Here is a 16,694-nt window from a genome sequence, read left to right on the forward strand (position 1 = left end):
TTTGCACGCTTTCAAAAACTTAGCGGCCAGCCCCGGTTTTAGCGCACCACAAGCCAGTGCCCGAGCACACCCAGCAACTGCAGCTGCTGGGCTGCAGCCAGGGATTGCAGGCTTTGGCCAGGCCGGTCGAGGTTGAAATCGCCGCTCACACGGCGATGAGCCACGTGTTCATCCATGATCCACAGACGCTGCCCTTGGTAACCGGCAAGGCGCTCCAGCACCTGCCTCAATGGCATGTCTGTGGCTTTAAGGCGGCCGTTGCGCCAACTGTCAGCGGTTTTCAGATCAGCCTTACGCACCGGGTCGATGCGTGTGTCATCGAAGGTTACCCGCTCACCTGCCGAGACCATTCGCTGCTCACCCCCCTGGGTGACCATGGCCTTGCCACTGAATACCACGAGTTCGTCACGCCCTGCATGGCGGGCTATCTGCAAGCGAGTGCCGTATACCTGGATGCGTGCGTTGCCCACTTCCACGTCCATGGCCCGCCCGTCGAGCACGACTTCCATATGCACCTGGCCCTGCACCAGGTGCAGTTGGCGGGTGCGGCCGCGCAGGTCGACGTTCATCGCGCTGGCGCTGTCCAGGTTCAATGTCGTGCCATCCGCCAAGCGTATGCTGCGGCGCTCTCCCACATCGGTGTGCAGCTCGCTGGCCAGACGCTGTATCAGCGGCCAGTACAGGTAAGCAGCAGCGCCTAACCCTAGCAAGAACACAAGCGCCAACCCTTTACCCAGGTGACTGCGACGGACAGTGACATGCCGTGGGCGAGGGCGGGCAGGTGCGGGTTGCAGCTGTTGCCAGAACGTCTCCAGCTCGGCGTAGGCGTGGGCGTTCTCTTGTACCTGGCACCAGGCTGCAAATGCCTGGCGCTGGGTTTCGTCGCAACCGGGCTGGCGCAGCAACGAAAACCACGCCAGCGCTTCCTGTTGTGGGTCGGGCTGCAGCTGCTTGGCGGACATCGGGCTCATGGGGGCGGTCTGCTCACGATAGGGGCCGTTTGGCCTAACGATGACAGGAGTCATTGGCAGAGGATGCTAATTATATTGAGAACCATTTTCAAGCGCGTGGCGACAGGGGGATAAAAAAGGTAGCTATGTATCTATTTGATTCCTGATAATCGGATCCCAAACCAGAGGACGGAGATTCAGGCAAATGGCCACCAGTAGTGCCTCCACCGCATCCACCCCGGCAGCGGCAAGCCAAGCCTCGCCGATGGTGATGCGCATCATCGGTTTCTGCGCCTTGGCGCATTTGATCAACGACCTGATCCAGTCGGTGCTGCCGGCGATCTACCCGATGCTCAAGGCCAACTACGACCTGAGCTTCGCCCAGATCGGCATGATCACGCTCACGTTCCAGATCACCGCCTCGCTGTTGCAGCCTTGGGTCGGCTTCTTCACCGACCGCCGGCCCACGCCAAATCTGTTGCCGCTAGGCACCCTGTGCACGTTGGTGGGGATCGTGATGCTGGCCTTCGTTGGCAGTTTCCCGATGATCCTGCTGGCGTCGGCGCTGGTGGGCATTGGCTCGTCGACCTTCCACCCGGAAACCTCGCGTATTGCACGGCTGGCCTCGGGCGGGCGCTTCGGCCTGGCCCAGTCGACCTTCCAGGTCGGTGGCAACACCGGCTCCGCTCTGGGTCCGCTGCTGGCAGCGGCCATCGTCATTCCGTTCGGCCAGACCCATGTGGCCTGGTTCGGCCTGGCCGGGCTGTTCTTCCTCGGCGTTACCCTGATGCTGCGCGGCTGGTACAAGGAGCACCTCAATCAGGCCAAGGCGCGCAAGACGGTTCAGGCCACCCACGGCATTTCGCGCAATCGGGTAATTGCGGCGCTGATCGTGCTGGGCTTGCTGGTGTTCTCCAAGTACTTCTACATGGCCAGCTTCACCAGCTACTTCACCTTTTACCTGATCGAGAAGTTCGGTGTGTCGGTGGCCAGCTCGCAGCTGCATCTGTTCCTGTTCCTCGGCGCGGTGGCGGCGGGCACCTTCTTCGGCGGGCCGATCGGTGACCGTATCGGGCGCAAGGCTGTGATCTGGTTTTCGATACTGGGCGTGGCGCCGTTCACGCTGGCGCTGCCGTATGCCGACTTGTTCTGGACCACGGTGCTGAGCGTGGTGATCGGCTTTATCCTGGCTTCTGCGTTTTCTGCGATCGTGGTGTATGCGCAGGAACTGGTGCCGGGCAGCGTGGGCATGATTGCCGGGATCTTCTTTGGCCTGATGTTCGGTTTTGGCGGCATTGGTGCTGCGCTGTTGGGGTACGTAGCGGACCTGCGTGGTATCGAATACGTGTATGGGTTGTGCTCGTTCCTGCCATTGTTCGGGTTGTTGGCGGTGTTTCTGCCAAGTACAGGTAAACGCTGAACGCGCCGGGGGCCTGGCAGAGGCCCCTGGGCAATTGACGAGCCCCCCCGGAGGTGGCTAGAGTGCCGCCTCTTTTTTCAATCACCTGCGTAGTAGCCAAAGCAATGCGCCGTACCCAGTCCCTCCCACACGCCCGCCAGCCTGCCTTCCAGGCACTGCGTCGTGCATGGCCGAGTGACACGGTGCTCAAGCGCCGCCGCAGCGTGCTGTTTGCCTTCACCTTCTCGCCACACCTCGCCTGAACGGATCTGCGCTTTAGCGTCGCTCGCCGTCTCGGCGTGCGCGCCTGTTTCTGCACGTCTTTTCGGTTTGCCAGGGGTGGTACATGAACATGCGTTTATTGGCGGGCTTGTTGTTCGCCGTTTCTGTCGTGGGTTTCAGTTTGGGGGCCAGCTTGCCGCTGGTGTCGTTGCGCCTGCATGAAGCGGGGGCGAGCACACTGGAAATCGGCATCATCTCGGCCATCCCTGCCGCCGGCATGATGCTCTCTGCTTTTCTGGTCGACATCTGCTGCCGCCATCTCACCCGGCGCACTATCTATCTGCTGTGTTTCAGCCTGTGCACGGTCAGCATCGCCTTGCTCGAGTCCGCGTTCGGCTCGTTGTGGCTGCTGGCGTTGCTGCGCCTGGGCCTGGGGCTTGGCATGGGGATCGCCATCATCCTCGGCGAGTCGTGGGTCAACGAACTGTGCCCCGAACATAACCGCGGCAAGATCATGGCCCTGTACGCCACCAGCTTTACGGGCTTTCAGGTGCTGGGCCCGGCCATGCTGGCAGTGTTGGGCGCCGATAGCCCGTGGATCACGGGTGTCGTCACGGTCTGTTATGGGCTGGCGTTGCTGTGCATTGTGCTGACGGTGCCTAACGACCATGTCGAGCACGAAGAGGGCGAAAAAAGCTTCGGCCTGGCCGGGTTCTTCCGTGTGGCACCGGCGTTGTGCATGGCGGTGCTGTTCTTCTCGTTCTTCGATGCCGTGGTGCTGTCGCTGCTGCCGGTGTACGCCACCAGCCATGGCTTTGCCGTTGGCGTGGCGGCGTTGATGGTGACGGTGGTGTTTGCCGGCGACATGCTGTTCCAGCTGCCGCTGGGCTGGCTGGCCGATCGGGTTGAGCGCACAGGGCTGCACCTGGCGTGCGGGCTGGTGGCGATGGTGATCGGCATCGGTTTGCCTTGGCTGCTGAATCTGACCTGGCTGCTGTGGCCGCTGCTGGTGGTGCTGGGCGCGGTGGCGGGGGGCATCTATACCTTGGCGCTGGTGCTGATCGGGCAGCGCTTCAAGGGCCAGGACCTGGTCACTGCCAACGCCAGTGTGGGCTTGCTCTGGGGCGTAGGCAGCCTGGTCGGGCCGCTGGTCAGTGGGGCGGCCATGAATGTCGCGCCCCACGGTTTGCCCATGGCGCTGGCCCTGATGGCCGGGCTGTTCGTGTGCTTTGCCAGGCAGTCATACCGGCGCCGTGGGCGGATGCGGGCTGTGGCGCAGTGATATCCCTTTACGCCGCGCCGATGCTGACCCAATAGCGCGTTCGGTACTCGACCCGCACGGGCAGGCTGCGGGTGAGCAGTTGCAGGATTTGCCCGGTGTCAGCCAACTGATAGGTGCCGGAAACCTTCAAGCCCGCCACTTCTGGAGCGCAGCGCAACAGGCCCGGTCGGTAGCGGCCGAGTTCGCTGACAAACTCGGCAAGCGGCATCTGCTGCACGCTGAGCACACCTTCGGTCCAACCCCAGGGGTCGTTGTGCAGTGTTCTGGCCTGAATGCTGCCGTTGGCGCTGACTTGCAAGGTTTCACCGGGCAGCACCTGCCTCGCTGAGGCCGAGGCAGGGAACAGCGTGACTTCGCCACGCCGCACCGACAGCAGCAGGCCCTGGCTGTTTTCGCGCAGCAACAGCTGGCCATCGAAGGTGGTCAGCGGGCCGACACGGGTGGCGACGTGGAACGGGCGGTTGTCCTTGGGGTTGCTGTCCAGGCTGACCTCGCCATGGATCAGTTTCAGCTGGCGTTGGTCCGCACTGTAGTGCAAGTCGATGGCACTGGCAGTGTTGAGCTGGATGCGGCTGCCGTCACTGCCTTGCCATTGGCGCCGTTCACCGGTGGCGGTGCTGGTGTCGGCCAGCAGCTGTGGCAGGCCTAGCGGTTCGCGCGCGGCCCAGCCCAGGCTGCCGCCCACGGCCAACAGCCCCAGTAACTTCAGGTGGTCCCTGCGGCTGGCTTTGGGGTGCTGGCTAGCGTCCAGGGTGCGCCGGCTCAGGTCCTTGGGCAGCCCGGCCAGTTCATCGCCCAGATGACTGACCCGCTGCCAGGCCAGGCGGTTGTGTGGGTGGCTGGCCAGCCAGTGTTGAAACTGCTGCTCGGTGCGCGGGCTGGGGGTGTCGAAACGCAGCTTCACCAGCCAGTCGATGGCCTGATCGACCTGCGCCTGTGCGGGCGTACCATCAGGCATCGGCATAGCGCAACCGGTAGCAGACGCCCAGGGCCTTGGCCAGATCGCGCTCAACGGTGGCCCTGGACACCTCCAGACGTTGGGCAACCTGCACGATGCTCAAACCGTCTAGCTGGGCCAGCAGGAACGCTTGGCGGACGCGCGGTTTCAACTGGTGCAAGGCGCGGTCGAGGCGTTCCAGGCTATCGAGGATGACAAGCTTATCCTCTTCGCTGGGCACTTCTGCTTCGGGCAGGTGAGCCAGGCTCTCCTGGTAGGCCCGCTCCAGCGCGCGGCGGCGGAACTGGTCGATCATCAAACCACGGGCGATGCTGCTGAGGTAGGCGCGCGGTTCTTTGAGCGGCGACACGTGGCGGGCGCGCAACAACCGCACGAAGGTATCCTGGGCCAGGTCTGCGGCATGTTCACTGCAACCGACCCGGCTGCGTAACCAGCCACGCAACCAGGCATGGTGAGACTGGTAGAGCAGAGCGACCTCGGTGGGCTTGAGCGTGTCGTTGATCTGCATCGTAGAGAAGGCCCAGTCCAGTGATGTGTGCGATTGTGAATAGTTCTCAATTCTATGCGGGGAAGATGGCGCCGAGCAATGGCATGCCAAAGATTAGCTGCGCAAGAACCGGCGTTTGCCCGATGAACGGCTGCGCTAAGCTGGACCTGCAATCGACTTGATGGAGGTGCCATGATGCTGGCCGACCTTTCGCCTGAGGCCTATCACGAGGCCACGCAACACCTGGCGGCACTTGACCCGGACTGGTCGCGGCATATCGCAGCGATCGGGCCCTGCCTGCACCAGGCTACGCCGGGACGTGAGCCTTATGAGGCATTGGTGCGGGCGATTGCCTACCAGCAACTGCACGCCCGCGCCGCCGAGGCGATCCTGGGGCGTTTGCTGGCACTGTTCCCGGCAGATGATTTTCCGCAGCCAGAGCAGTTGTTGGCGGTAACCCCGGAAACCCTGCGTGCCTGCGGCTTTTCGGCGAGCAAGCTGGTGACGGTCCAGGGCATTGCTCAAGCCACCCTGGAGGGCTTGGTACCGACGCGGGAGCAGGCGTTAACCATGGCTGACGAGGCGTTGATCGAACGCCTGGTGGCGTTGCGTGGGGTAGGGCGGTGGACGGTGGAGATGCTGCTGATCTATAGCCTGGGGCGTTCTGACATTCTGCCGGTGGACGATTTTGGCGTGCGCGAGGGGTATCGGCGGCTCAAAGGGCTGGAGACGGCGCCGACTCCGGCGCAAATGCGTTCGCTGGGCGGCGCTTGGCGGCCGTTTCGTACCGTGGCGGCCTGGTACCTGTGGCGGGCCTGAGGTTTTTGCATCGCCCGTACAGGCAACAACATATCCGGGAATCGAAGATGAACCCCTACACCACCCCCGACCAACGCTGGCAAGCCGTAGAGAGCCGCGACACTGCCGCCACAGGCCACTTTGTCTACGCCGTACGTACCACTGGCGTCTACTGCCACCCCGGCTGCAAATCACGCCAGGCCAAGCGCGTGAACGTCGAGTTCTACGACACTGCCGCGGCTGCCGAGGTTGCCGGCTACCGTGCTTGCAAACGCTGTATCAGCAAGGCCAGCGCCACCCGCCACAGCCAGCTGGTTACCCACGCCTGCCGCTTGATCGAAACCAGCGACCCCGCGCCAAGCCTCGACCAACTCAGTGCACAGCTGGCCGTCAGCCCCTTCCACCTGCATCGGCTGTTCAAGGCCGAAACCGGAGTTACCCCCAAAGCCTACGCCACGGCCTTCCGGGCCCGGCGCCTGCGTGCGCATCTGGAAGACGGCCAGCACTCTGTCACTGATGCTATTTACAACGCCGGCTACAACTCCAACAGCCGCTTCTACGAAAGCGCCGACCAGCGCCTGGGCATGCGCCCCCGGCAATACCGCGCCGGCGGTGCCGGGGCAAGCATTCACTTCGCCCTTGGGCAGTGCTCGCTGGGTGCAATATTGGTCGCCCAGAGCGACAAGGGTATCTGCGCGATTCTGCTGGGCGACGACCCCGAGGGCTTGTTGCACGAGCTGCAGGATCAGTTCCCCAAGGCCCACCTGATTGGCGGCGACAGCGCCTACGAACAGAGGGTGGCCGAAGTGATCGGTTTCGTCGAAGCGCCCGCCTTGGGCCTGGCCCTGCCGCTGGATGTACAAGGCACCGCGTTTCAGGAGCGGGTGTGGCAGGCGCTGCGTGAGGTGCCGGCCGGCAGCCGGGTCAGCTACACCGACATCGCCGAGCGCATTGGCGCCCCCAAGGCCGTGCGGGCGGTAGCCATGGCCTGCGCGGCCAACCGTATTGCCGTGGCCATCCCTTGCCACCGCGTAGTGCGCCGGGATGGCGACATCAGCGGTTACCGCTGGGGCGTGGAGCGCAAACAGCAATTGCTGAAGCGAGAAACGGCACTCTCCTGACGGCCCGAAGCCGCGTAGAATCCCCCGCCAAATCGAATTGCAAAGAGGAATATTCGATGAGGCGTGTCAGCCTTGCCCGTTATTGCCCAGGTCTGATTGCCCTGCTGGCCCTGATGCTGTTGCTTGTCAGCCCGGCCTGGTCGGCCCCGGCCACGCCATTGTCCAACTTGGCGGCTGCCGAAGCGCCCGCACTGGACGAAAACGCCAGCCTCGAACAGCTGAGTGACCGCTTGGACCTGATCCGCCAAGGCGTCACCAGCGAGGCCAACGACGACGTGCTGTCGCAACTGCGCCTGGGCGCGATGCAGGTTCAGCGTCAAGCTGATGCACTGAGTACACAGCGCACTGCCGATGTGGGAAAACTCGACGACCAGCTGAAGGTCATCGGCCCGGCCCAGCCGGACGAGGCTGCTACCCTGACACAGCAGCGCAAAGCGCTGGAGGCCGAGAAAAAGGCGCTGGTAGCCCAGCAGGATCAGGCCACCAAGCTGACCCAGTCGGCCCGTGACCTGTCCACGCAAATCGTCAACCTGCGCCGCAGCCAGTTCAACTCGCAAATCACCAGCCGTGCAGCCTCGCCGCTGAGCCCAGCCTTCTGGCAGAGCATCATCCGCCCCACCCAGGACGACGTGGCGCGCCTGCGTGACCTGCGCAGCGAGGCGGCCGATGCCATCAGCAGCGCCTTCAGCGCCGAAAACCGCTGGCTGTTCGTTGCCAGCCTGGTGGCGGCGATTCTGGTGTGGACGTTGGTGCGGCGCGTGCTTGAACGCTTGCTGGCCAGTGCCATGGTTCACTGGCTGCCGGAAGGCCGCCTGCGCCGCAGCGCCTTGGCTCTGGGCGTTAGCCTGGCAACCCTGGGCACCATCGCCGGCTCGGTGTCGTTGCTGCGCTGGGGGCTGGAAAGCAATGCACGATTGGGTTCGGATATCGCCAGCCTGACCAATCACATTCTCACCCTGGTGGTGTTCAGTGCCTTCATCACAGGCCTGGGCCGCGCCATGCTGATGCTGCAGCGTCCGTCCTGGCGGTTGCCGGCGATCCACGACGAAGTCGCCAGTGCGCTGGGCTGGTTCCCGAAGGTGCTGGCATTGGCACTGATGGTCATGATGACCATGGAGCGCATGAACAGCGTGATCGGCGCCAGCCTGGCCCTGACGGTGGCCGTCAACGGGCTGACCGCGCTGGTGGTGGCGCTCACCTTTGCAGGCGCGCTGCTGTGTTACCGCCGCACCCTGCGCAAGCATGGCCTGGAGCGCCCGACGGGCCTGGCCGGGCTGATCCCGTTCGTGATGGTCATCTGGCTGACGTTGATCCTGCTGGCACTGCTCACCGGCTACCTGACACTCGCCTATTTCCTCACCGCCAAGCTGTTGTGGGTCAGCCTGGTGATCACCTGTGCCTACTTGCTGACCACCTTCTTCGGCGACCTGTGCGAAACCCTGCTGTCACCCCGCCAGCCCGGTGGCCTGGCACTGGCGTCGACCCTGGGCCTGGCGCCTCGCCACCAGGCCCAGGCCAGTACCATACTGGCCGGCATTGGCCGCACGGTCGTGCTGTTCCTGGCACTGTTGCTGGTGTTGATGCCGTCGGGCACCAGCCCTAGCGAATTGCTGTTGAGTCTGGGCGACTGGGATGGGACCGGCGGCAAGCTGCTCGGTAACCTGAACATCGTGCCGCAGGACATCCTGCTGGCCTTGGCCATCTTCCTCGGCGGCCTGTTCGCCATCCGTGTGGTCAAGCGCTGGCTGAGCGACCGCCTGCTGCCGGAAACCGAGATGGACGCCGGCATGCGGGCCTCGCTGGTAACCCTGGTGGGTTACCTGGGTTTCCTGTTCCTGGCCATGCTGGTGATGTCGACCTTGCGTATCAACCTCACCAGCCTGACCTGGGTGGTCAGTGCCCTGTCGGTCGGTATCGGTTTCGGTTTGCAGCAGATCGTGCAGAACTTCATTTCCGGCCTGATCCTGCTGACCGAGCGCCCGGTGAAGGTCGGCGACTGGGTCAGCCTGGCGGGTGTCGAGGGGGATATCCGCCGCATCAATGTCCGCGCCACCGAGATCCAGATGTCTGACCGTTCCACGGTGATCGTGCCCAACTCGCAGTTCATCTCGCAGAACGTGCGCAACGTGACCATGGGCAACGCGCTGGGCGTGGTCAGCATTACCCTGACACTGCCGCTGGAGACCGATGCCAACCGTGTGCGTGAGCTGCTGCTGGCGGCTTACCATGAGCACGAGGCGATTCTGGATGCGCCAGCTACCTCGGTGTCGTTCAAGGACCTGACGGCCAGCGGTATGGTGATCGGTGTGAGTGGCTATGTGGCTGGGCCGCGGCAGGTATCGGGCACCCGCAGCGACCTGCTGTTCACCATTCTTGGCCGTTTGCGTGATGAAGGCATTCCACTGTCTTCGCCGCAGAGCATGGTGCTGGTGCAGGAAGGTACGCGGCCGGCTGACGAGTCGGTGTAGGCATCGGGGGGCAAGGCCCCCCAACTCAATGCTGTTTGGCCTGCCTGATACGCAGCAGTATCACCAGCAGCACCAGCAGGACTGGCGGCGCCATGGCCATCAAGCCATCGCGCGCCGTCAGTCCCAACCCCAGTACATTCAGCCCGCCATACAAAAGCTTGAACAGATTCAGCAGGTAATAGGTGATGGCGATGATCGACAGCCCCTCCACCGCTCGCTGGATTTTCACCTGGGCATCTGCCCGGGCATTGAGGCTGCGCAAGATCTCGGCGTTCTGCTCCTCCATCTCAACTTGCACCCGCGCCTGCAGCAAGTCGCCCAGGTTGGCCACGTTCTTCGCCAACTGCTCCAGCCGTTGCTCGGTGGCTGCGCAGTAGCGCACGGTCGGCTTGAACCGGCGCTCGATGAATACCCCAAGGCGCTGGCAGTCACCCACATGGCTTTCCCGCAACTCCCCCAGGCGTTCGAACACCAGCTGTGCGTAGGCCTGGGTGGCGCCAAAGCGGTGACGGGTTTTTACTGTGCGGCTTACAACCTGACGTGACAGGTGGGCAATGGCTTCCAAGAGCCCCTTGGAATCATGGCCATCGACCCCGGCACTGCGCTCGGAGAGGCAGACCAGGGTCTTGTCGAAGGCATCCAGTTCCTGGCTCAGTTGCTTGGCCGTGCTCAGGGTCAGCGAAGCCATCATGCGGTACGTCTCGATTTCCAGCAGGCGGCGGATCATGCGGCCCTGGCGGTAGGCATTGAGGCGCCTGTTGATGAACAGGAAGCGGTTGGTGCCATCCTCGGTCAGGCGGAAGTCGCTCCACACCACCGCATCGCCACCACCCACGCACGAGCCGCACGGGTCTTTGAAACCGTAGTGGGCCAGGTTCAGGTCCTGTTCGTGACGTACCAGCACCTGCACTGCATTGATCACCTGCGCCGCCTGCGGCGCAATCGCCTCGGCCAGCACCGGCGGTAGGGTTTGCCATGTGGTATCGGCTGTGGTGCATGGCACAACCAGCGTCAACGTGAAGAACTCGGTGTGCCGCTCCCATTTGAACGGGTGGCCATCCATGTCAGTGATGCCTTGTGCGGCACCGGTGTCCGAAACATCAGGGCAGCAGCGTTGTAGCAATGCTGTACAGGCAGCATCGCCGCCGAGCAAGGCCAGGTGGAAGACATGCGCCGGGCCGTCGAAATAGAGTGACGGACGGGCGTGCAGTTCATTGTGCAAGGCGGTGCGTTGAGGGTGCATGGGTGGTCCGGCCTGGTGTTGTGATTATGGGGGTACCAGGAAGTGGGACTTTGCGGGCACTGGAGAAAGTCACGCGGGGGGAATGTTTGTATGGCCTGTACCGGCCTCTTCGCGGGTGAACTGCTCGTGGGCGCTCAACAGTTGAAAAGCCTTCGCGGTCGCCTGTAGGCGCGGGTTTACCCGCGAAAGGGCCGGCCCTGCTGGCCAATTTCCACCGGCCGCTCACCGTCGCAGCCGCCACCGTATTCGCGGGTAAACCCGCTCCTACACACGCACAGGTCGTTGTAGGCGCGGGTTTACCCCCGAACACCGGCAGAGCCGGTGCCATCCACCGCGTTGGTTTCTTCGCGGGCATGCCCGCTCCCACAAGATGACCACAGGCCTGAGGTGTTGTGGATTACCTGTGGGGGGTTACCCGCGAGGAGGCCGGAAAACCATAGATTTCGCCTTGCCCCACGGTTTGATGATTAATCACCTCGATTTCAAAGCCTTTCCAGGCATTGCCGCCGTTGAAGCTGCAGGTTGCTGCCTGTCGACTGACACCGGTGAGAAGCTTCAAGGCGGCCCCTTGCGATATCAGCCCAGACAGCGGGTTACATGCTTGACCGACTGATAGGCTGACAACCCCCAAGGCCCCAGCTCACGGCCGATCCCGCTGCCCTTGGTGCCCCCCCAGGACGTTTCGACGAACACCGCCTGCACCGAGTTGATCCACACATGGCCAACCTCCAGCGCATCGGCCACGCGCTCGGCGCGTTCCAGGTCGGCGGAGCACACCGTGGCGACCAGCCCGAAGCGGCTGTCATTGGCTTCGGCAATGGCCTGTTCCTCGGTGGCAAAGCGCCGTGCGCAGAGCACCGGGCCAAAGATTTCCTCGGTCCACAGGCGGCTGTCTTTCGGCACATCGGTATACAGCGTCGGGCTGACGAACCAGCCTTCACGGTCCAGTGCATGGCCGCCAGCCAGGCACTGCAAACCTTCTTCCCGCGCCGTGGCAAAGTAGCTGGCCACCTTCAGCCATTGCGCCTGGCTGGTCAGCGGCCCCATGTCGACCTCTTCGGTCAAAGGATTACCCACCCGCAGGTTTTCCAGTGCCGCCTGCAAGCGCGGCAGCAGTGCATCGGCAATGCCGTCCTGCACCAGCAGCCGCGATGTGGCTGAACACATCTGGCCGGCGTTCCAGCTGATGCCGGCAACAATCCATTCCACCGCCTGGTCGACATCGCAATCATCGAACACCACGATGGCCGACTTGCCGCCCAGTTCCAGCGTCACCGGCCGGCACTGTGCCGAAGCGCTGCGCATCACCTGGCTGCCGACGCTGTTGCTACCTGTGAAGGACAACTTGTCCAGGCCGTTGTGGTTGCTCAGTGCGGCGCCGGTCTCGGCCTTGCCGTTGACGATGTTCAGCACCCCAGCGGGCAGGCCCAGGGCGTCGGCGATCTGGCCGTAGGCCTGCTCGATCAGCGGGGTGACCTCTGAAGGCTTGAGCACCACGGTGCAACCAGCGGCCAAGGCCGGAGCAAGTTTCCAGGCGCTGGTCACCAACGGGAAGTTCCACGGCACGATCAGGCCGACCACGCCCACCGGTTCAAGGCGGGTGCGGGCGGTGAAACCCGGCGCAGCCAGCGGCACAGTGCGGTTTTTCGATGGCAGTTGCTCGGCCAGCTCGGCGTAATAGCCAAAGGTGGCGATGGCGTCATCCAGGTCGATTTCCGCTTCGTGACGCGGTTTGCCGTTATTGCGCATCTGCAGGGCGACAAGCGCTTCACGGCGTTGCCCGAGCTGTTCGGCAAAACCACGCAGGAAGGCGGCACGTTCACTGGCGCAGGTGCTTTTCCAGGCGGGCAGGGCGCTGCGGGCAGCGGCGACGGCCTGGTCGACCTGGCTCACGCTGGCGGCCATCAGCTCGGCGAACGGTTGCCCCAGTGCAGGGTCGTTGACACTGATGCAGTCGCTGCCTTGGCCTTCGACCCAATGGCCGGCGATATAGTGGGAAGTGGTCATGGTCGGTTTCCAGTCAGGCCATTTCGGCAGTGGTCACAGGCGTATGCGCGGTGCTTTTGCAACGCACCCATCGCGGGCCCAAGGGGCCATACACGCCAGCAGGTTCAGGGAACAGGTTGAGCAACAGCAGGTACAGCACGCCAGCCAGCCCCAGCGTGACCGGCAGGCTCAGGTCGATGCCGCCAGCCAGGTCACCCAGTGGGCCGACGAACTGCCCCGGCAGGTTGACGAAGCACAGGCCGACCGCCGCGCTGGGGATCCACGCCCCCATGCCGCGCCAGTTCCAACCGTGCAGGAACCAGTAGTGGCCACCACGCTGGCCGCGGGTGAATACCTGCAGGTCGTCGGCGTGGTAGAAGCCGCGGCGGGTAATCAGGCCAAGGATCATGATCACCATCCACGGGCTGGTGCAGGTAATGATCAGCACGGCAAAGGTCGATACGCTCTGCACGAGGTTGAAGGTGAAGCGGCCAATGAAGATGAAGCCGATCGCCAGCACGCCGATCAGCAGGGTGGCGCCGGCTCGGCTGAGCAAGCGTGGGAACACGCTGGACATGTCCAGGCCGGTGCCATACAGCGCGGTGGTGCCGGTGGACATGCCGCCGATCACCGCAATCAGGCACACCGGCAGGAAGAACCAGCTTGGCGCTACCGCCAGCAGTCCGCCCACATAATTGTTGGCGGCGATGTAGTCTGGAGCCTGGGTGGCGACCAGGGTGGCCGTACACAGGCCGAACAGGAACGGAATCAGCGTCGCCCCCTGTGCCGCGATCACTGCCAGCATGATGCGTGCCTTGGGGGTTTCGCGTGGAATGTAGCGCGACCAGTCACCCAGGAAGGCGCCAAACGACACCGGGTTGCTCATGGCCAGGATCGCCGCGCCGACGAACGCAGCCCAGAAGCCTGCCTGGCCAAGGTTGACGCTGCCTGCGTAGCCGGCATCGAAGGGCCCGGCAAAGGCGACGATGCCCAGCAGGAACAGCAGGCTCGAGGCCCAAACGGCAATCTTGTTGACCCACAGCATGAAGCGGAAGCCAAAGATGCAGACCACCAGGACCAGCACCGCGAACACACCGTAGGCCAGCCCCAGGGTCAGTTCGGTCTCTGGCAGACCGGCCAGGCGCTTGGCACCACCGACCAATGCATCGCCCGAGCTCCACACCGAGAGCGAGAAAAACGCCACCGCCGTGAGCAGCGACAGGAACGAGCCGACGATACGCCCGTGTACGCCAAAGTGCGCGCCCGATGAAACGGCGTTGTTGGTGCCGTTAAGCGCGCCGAACAGCCCCATCGGTGCAAGGATCAGCGCGCCGATGCCAACGCCAAGCAGAATCGCCCACACACCCGCCTGGAATGACAACCCGAAAAGCACCGGGAAGCTGCCCAGTACGGCGGTAGCGAAGGTATTGGCACCGCCGAAGATCAGGCGGAACAGGTCCAGCGGGGAGGCGTCGCGTTGATCGGCGGGGATCTGTTCGACGCCGTTGGTCTCGATACCGGTCGAGTGGCTCATGGTGGTGCTCCAGCGCGGTTGTTGTAGCCAGCGCAGTGCGCGGGCCTTTTTGTGGGTGCGATGGCAGGGCGGCAGCGCCGCGTAAAGGGTGATCAGGCCGGTGTTACGACCGACAGGTGCTCGTGGCAGGCCAGCCACTGGTCACCATGGCGGCGGAAGACAATGGTCTCGCGCTCGCTCAACGGGTGCTCTTCACCGCCGATGCGGATACGCGTGGCCACATCGTGCATGAAAACAGCCACGTCGCCTTGCAGGCTTACATGGGCGTTGCCCGATTCGCAGGCAAGCACGGTAAAGCCCTCGGCCTGCCACTGGGCCCACAGCTCTTCATAGGCGCGACGCGACAGCAGCGGATACGGCAAGGTGTGAAACAGAAAGGTGGCGTCTTCGCTGAAGCAGGCGAAATAGCGTGCGGTGTCGTTGCTGGCGAACGCCGCGACGAGGTCGGCGGCAGCTTGCCGCACTTGGAGTGTCTGGTCCACGGGAGTGGCCTCACGGTTTTTTGTGATTGTGGTGAAGCGATTCTGGTGGCGGTTGGCGAGGGGAAAAATCGCTGGCGGCAAATAATCAGTTCAGGAATTTGTGAAGTGATGGGGCACATGGCAGTACAGGCAAGCCGACTGACGGTCTCTCCCACCCTCCATCCTTGCCTACGCTGATACTCCCAACCCGCTGAAGCAAGGAGATCCACTGTGACCTTCCAATACAAGCGTCTGGACAAGAACAACGCAGCCGTACTGCTGGTCGACCACCAGACCGGCTTGCTCTCGCTGGTAAGGGACATCGACCCCGACCGCTTCAAGAACAACGTCTTGGCCCTGTCTGACCTGGCCAAATACTTCAAGCTGCCGACCATCCTCACCACCAGTTTCGAGACGGGGCCCAACGGCCCGCTGGTGCCAGAGCTGAAAGAGCAGTTCCCTGATGCCCCCTACATTGCACGCCCGGGCAACATCAACGCCTGGGACAACGAAGATTTCGTCAAAGCGGTAAAAGCCACCGGCAAGAAACAGCTGCTGATTGCTGGCGTGGTCACTGAAGTATGCGTGGCTTTCCCGGCCCTGTCGGCGTTGGAGGAGGGCTTCGAGGTATTCGTCGTCACCGACGCCTCTGGCACGTTCAACGAACTGACCCGTGATTCGGCCTGGCGACGCATGGAGGCTGCCGGGGCGCAGCTGATGACCTGGTTCGGCGTGGCCTGCGAACTGCACCGTGACTGGCGCAACGACATCGAAGGGCTGGGTACTCTGTTCTCCAACCATATCCCGGACTACCGCAACCTGATGACCAGTTACAACAAGCTGGCCAAATAGTGCCTCCCGGGGGCTGCACGACAGCCCCCCACATCAATCTGCAAGCGAAGCGGCAAACTGGCATTAATCGACCATACTCACTCTTCATTCGCCTTCAGGAGCGTGTCATGTCGAAGCCGTCCAGGAAGCCCCCCAAAAAACAGCCAGAAAAGCTGGGCGGCAAGGCCTACGAAAAAGCGCTCAAGAACCTGCATGTAGAGTTGGTCAAGCTACAGGAGTGGGTGGTCGCCAAGGGCCTGAAGGTATGCATTGTCTTCGAAGGCCGCGATGGCGCCGGCAAGGGCGGCACCATCAAGGCCATTACCGAGCGTGTCAGCCCGCGGGTGTTTCGTGTAGTGGCGCTGCCCGCACCGACCGAGCGGGAAAAGACCCAGATGTACCTGCAGCGTTACCTGGGCCATCTGCCTGCGGCGGGTGAAGTGGTGATCTTCGATCGCAGCTGGTACAACCGTGCGGGCGTTGAGCGGGTAATGGGCTTTTGCTCTGGCGAGCAAGTGGACAAGTTTCTGACCGGAGTACCCGGGTTCGAAAGGGTCATGGTCGATTCAGGGATCATCCTCATCAAGTACTGGCTTGAAGTCAGCGCCGATGAGCAGACCCGGCGCCTGCAGGATCGCATCAACGACGGCCGCAAGCTGTGGAAGTTGTCGCCGATGGACCTCAAGTCGTATAGCCGCTGGGATGAATACACCCAAGCGCGTGACGAAATGTTCCAGGCGTCGGATACCGCTTGGGCACCGTGGTTCATGGCCAATTCCAACGACAAACGTCGCGCCCGGCTGAATATCATCAGCCATCTGCTCAGCCGTATTCCCTACAAGGATATAACCCGCGACCAGCACGTGAAGCTGCCCAAACGCGGCAAGATCGGCAAGTACAAGGCTGTCGCCTACCCGTTCAAGTTCGTCGAAGAACGTTTCTGAACCCCTCCCT

The 16,694-nt window shown here is 63.1% G+C and carries 16 protein-coding genes; 8 read left to right on the forward strand and 8 right to left on the reverse strand.

The features are described from left to right. Window positions 1-38: 38 nt before the first annotated feature. Window positions 39-962, reverse strand: a complete 924-nt coding sequence (locus LMH93_RS03835) for a FecR family protein (protein ID WP_230065344.1) — start codon at window positions 960-962, stop codon at window positions 39-41. A 193-nt stretch (window positions 963-1,155) separates the two neighbouring features. Between LMH93_RS03835 and LMH93_RS03840 the strand changes: the two genes are divergently transcribed. The 3 genes from LMH93_RS03840 to LMH93_RS03850 all read left to right on the forward strand — a co-directional run bounded on the left by LMH93_RS03840 (window position 1,156) and on the right by LMH93_RS03850 (window position 3,853). After that, a complete protein-coding gene (locus LMH93_RS03840; protein ID WP_003247436.1) occupies window positions 1,156-2,370 on the forward strand; it encodes an MFS transporter in 1,215 nt (404 codons plus the stop codon). Between the two features lie 104 nt (window positions 2,371-2,474). Further along, window positions 2,475-2,612, forward strand: a complete 138-nt coding sequence (locus tag LMH93_RS03845) for a hypothetical protein (protein WP_003247435.1) — start codon at window positions 2,475-2,477, stop codon at window positions 2,610-2,612. 83 nt (window positions 2,613-2,695) lie between these two features. After that, window positions 2,696-3,853, forward strand: a complete 1,158-nt coding sequence (locus tag LMH93_RS03850; RefSeq protein WP_019750431.1) for an MFS transporter — start codon at window positions 2,696-2,698, stop codon at window positions 3,851-3,853. A 7-nt stretch (window positions 3,854-3,860) separates the two neighbouring features. On the opposite strand, the gene LMH93_RS03855 is transcribed toward LMH93_RS03850, so the two are convergent. Together LMH93_RS03855 and LMH93_RS03860 are read right to left on the reverse strand one after the other, a co-directional pair. Beyond that, entirely contained in the window at window positions 3,861-4,817 is a 957-nt protein-coding gene (locus LMH93_RS03855; protein WP_230064843.1) for a FecR domain-containing protein, read from the reverse strand. Beyond that, window positions 4,804-5,319: a sigma-70 family RNA polymerase sigma factor gene (locus LMH93_RS03860; protein WP_003247432.1), complete on the reverse strand. Its 516-nt coding sequence runs from the start codon at window positions 5,317-5,319 to the stop codon at window positions 4,804-4,806. The genes LMH93_RS03855 and LMH93_RS03860 overlap by 14 nt, the downstream gene beginning before the upstream one ends. Before the next feature lie 171 nt (window positions 5,320-5,490). Here LMH93_RS03860 and LMH93_RS03865 point away from each other — a divergent pair, with 171 nt between their 5' ends. The 3 genes from LMH93_RS03865 to LMH93_RS03875 are packed head-to-tail and all read left to right on the forward strand — an operon-like array spanning window position 5,491 to window position 9,685. Further along, a complete protein-coding gene (locus LMH93_RS03865; RefSeq protein WP_003247431.1) occupies window positions 5,491-6,117 on the forward strand; it encodes a DNA-3-methyladenine glycosylase family protein in 627 nt (208 codons plus the stop codon). Between the two features lie 47 nt (window positions 6,118-6,164). Further along, window positions 6,165-7,217 carry a bifunctional DNA-binding transcriptional regulator/O6-methylguanine-DNA methyltransferase Ada gene (gene ada, locus LMH93_RS03870; protein WP_100773952.1) on the forward strand — a complete coding sequence of 351 codons (1,053 nt, stop codon included), beginning with the start codon at window positions 6,165-6,167 and terminating at the stop codon, window positions 7,215-7,217. Window positions 7,218-7,273: 56 nt separating this feature from the next. After that, window positions 7,274-9,685 carry a DUF3772 domain-containing protein gene (locus LMH93_RS03875; protein WP_003247429.1) on the forward strand — a complete coding sequence of 804 codons (2,412 nt, stop codon included), beginning with the start codon at window positions 7,274-7,276 and terminating at the stop codon, window positions 9,683-9,685. 25 nt (window positions 9,686-9,710) lie between these two features. Here LMH93_RS03875 and LMH93_RS03880 read toward each other — a convergent pair whose 3' ends face one another. The 5 genes from LMH93_RS03880 to LMH93_RS03900 all read right to left on the reverse strand — a co-directional run bounded on the left by LMH93_RS03880 (window position 9,711) and on the right by LMH93_RS03900 (window position 14,930). Then, window positions 9,711-10,928 (reverse strand): DUF3422 domain-containing protein, encoded by a 1,218-nt coding sequence (locus LMH93_RS03880; RefSeq protein WP_003247428.1) that lies wholly within the window; start codon window positions 10,926-10,928, stop codon window positions 9,711-9,713. Between the two features lie 397 nt (window positions 10,929-11,325). Next, window positions 11,326-11,487, reverse strand: coding sequence for a hypothetical protein (locus LMH93_RS03885; RefSeq protein ID WP_176393427.1), 162 nt, complete (start codon window positions 11,485-11,487; stop codon window positions 11,326-11,328). Between the two features lie 17 nt (window positions 11,488-11,504). Beyond that, window positions 11,505-12,935, reverse strand: a complete 1,431-nt coding sequence (locus LMH93_RS03890; RefSeq protein WP_003247427.1) for an aldehyde dehydrogenase family protein — start codon at window positions 12,933-12,935, stop codon at window positions 11,505-11,507. 13 nt (window positions 12,936-12,948) lie between these two features. Further along, the gene (locus LMH93_RS03895; RefSeq protein WP_230064844.1) at window positions 12,949-14,448 is read right to left on the reverse strand and encodes a purine-cytosine permease family protein; all 1,500 of its coding nucleotides are present in this window, start codon (window positions 14,446-14,448) and stop codon (window positions 12,949-12,951) included. Between the two features lie 92 nt (window positions 14,449-14,540). After that, complete coding sequence (locus tag LMH93_RS03900) at window positions 14,541-14,930, reverse strand: YybH family protein (protein WP_004575697.1); 390 nt, start codon at window positions 14,928-14,930, stop codon at window positions 14,541-14,543. A 210-nt stretch (window positions 14,931-15,140) separates the two neighbouring features. On the opposite strand from LMH93_RS03900, the gene ycaC reads away from it, so the two are divergent. Both ycaC and ppk2 read left to right on the forward strand, forming a co-directional pair. After that, entirely contained in the window at window positions 15,141-15,761 is a 621-nt protein-coding gene (gene ycaC / locus LMH93_RS03905; RefSeq protein WP_003247424.1) for an isochorismate family cysteine hydrolase YcaC, read from the forward strand. 107 nt (window positions 15,762-15,868) lie between these two features. Further along, complete coding sequence (ppk2, locus tag LMH93_RS03910) at window positions 15,869-16,684, forward strand: polyphosphate kinase 2 (RefSeq protein WP_230064845.1); 816 nt, start codon at window positions 15,869-15,871, stop codon at window positions 16,682-16,684. Window positions 16,685-16,694 lie beyond the last annotated feature (10 nt).

This window comes from Pseudomonas sp. CIP-10 (genome assembly GCF_020911845.1).
Classification (GTDB): Bacteria; Pseudomonadota; Gammaproteobacteria; order Pseudomonadales; family Pseudomonadaceae; genus Aquipseudomonas; species Aquipseudomonas alloputida.

Bases quoted from the DNA above. Each gene is read 5' to 3' on its own strand.
- LMH93_RS03860 (WP_003247432.1), bottom strand. From the start codon at position 5,319: ATGCAGATCAACGACACGCTCAAGCCCACCGAGGTCGCTCTGCTCTAC.
- LMH93_RS03845 (WP_003247435.1), top strand. From the start codon at position 2,475: ATGCGCCGTACCCAGTCCCTCCCACACGCCCGCCAGCCTGCCTTCCAG.
- LMH93_RS03865 (WP_003247431.1), top strand. From the start codon at position 5,491: ATGATGCTGGCCGACCTTTCGCCTGAGGCCTATCACGAGGCCACGCAA.
- LMH93_RS03890 (WP_003247427.1), bottom strand. From the start codon at position 12,935: ATGACCACTTCCCACTATATCGCCGGCCATTGGGTCGAAGGCCAAGGC.
- LMH93_RS03895 (WP_230064844.1), bottom strand. From the start codon at position 14,448: ATGAGCCACTCGACCGGTATCGAGACCAACGGCGTCGAACAGATCCCC.
- LMH93_RS03835 (WP_230065344.1), bottom strand. From the start codon at position 962: ATGTCCGCCAAGCAGCTGCAGCCCGACCCACAACAGGAAGCGCTGGCG.
- LMH93_RS03875 (WP_003247429.1), top strand. From the start codon at position 7,274: ATGAGGCGTGTCAGCCTTGCCCGTTATTGCCCAGGTCTGATTGCCCTG.
- LMH93_RS03855 (WP_230064843.1), bottom strand. From the start codon at position 4,817: ATGCCGATGCCTGATGGTACGCCCGCACAGGCGCAGGTCGATCAGGCC.
- ppk2 (WP_230064845.1), top strand. From the start codon at position 15,869: ATGTCGAAGCCGTCCAGGAAGCCCCCCAAAAAACAGCCAGAAAAGCTG.
- ada (WP_100773952.1), top strand. From the start codon at position 6,165: ATGAACCCCTACACCACCCCCGACCAACGCTGGCAAGCCGTAGAGAGC.
- LMH93_RS03840 (WP_003247436.1), top strand. From the start codon at position 1,156: ATGGCCACCAGTAGTGCCTCCACCGCATCCACCCCGGCAGCGGCAAGC.
- LMH93_RS03880 (WP_003247428.1), bottom strand. From the start codon at position 10,928: ATGCACCCTCAACGCACCGCCTTGCACAATGAACTGCACGCCCGTCCG.
- LMH93_RS03850 (WP_019750431.1), top strand. From the start codon at position 2,696: ATGAACATGCGTTTATTGGCGGGCTTGTTGTTCGCCGTTTCTGTCGTG.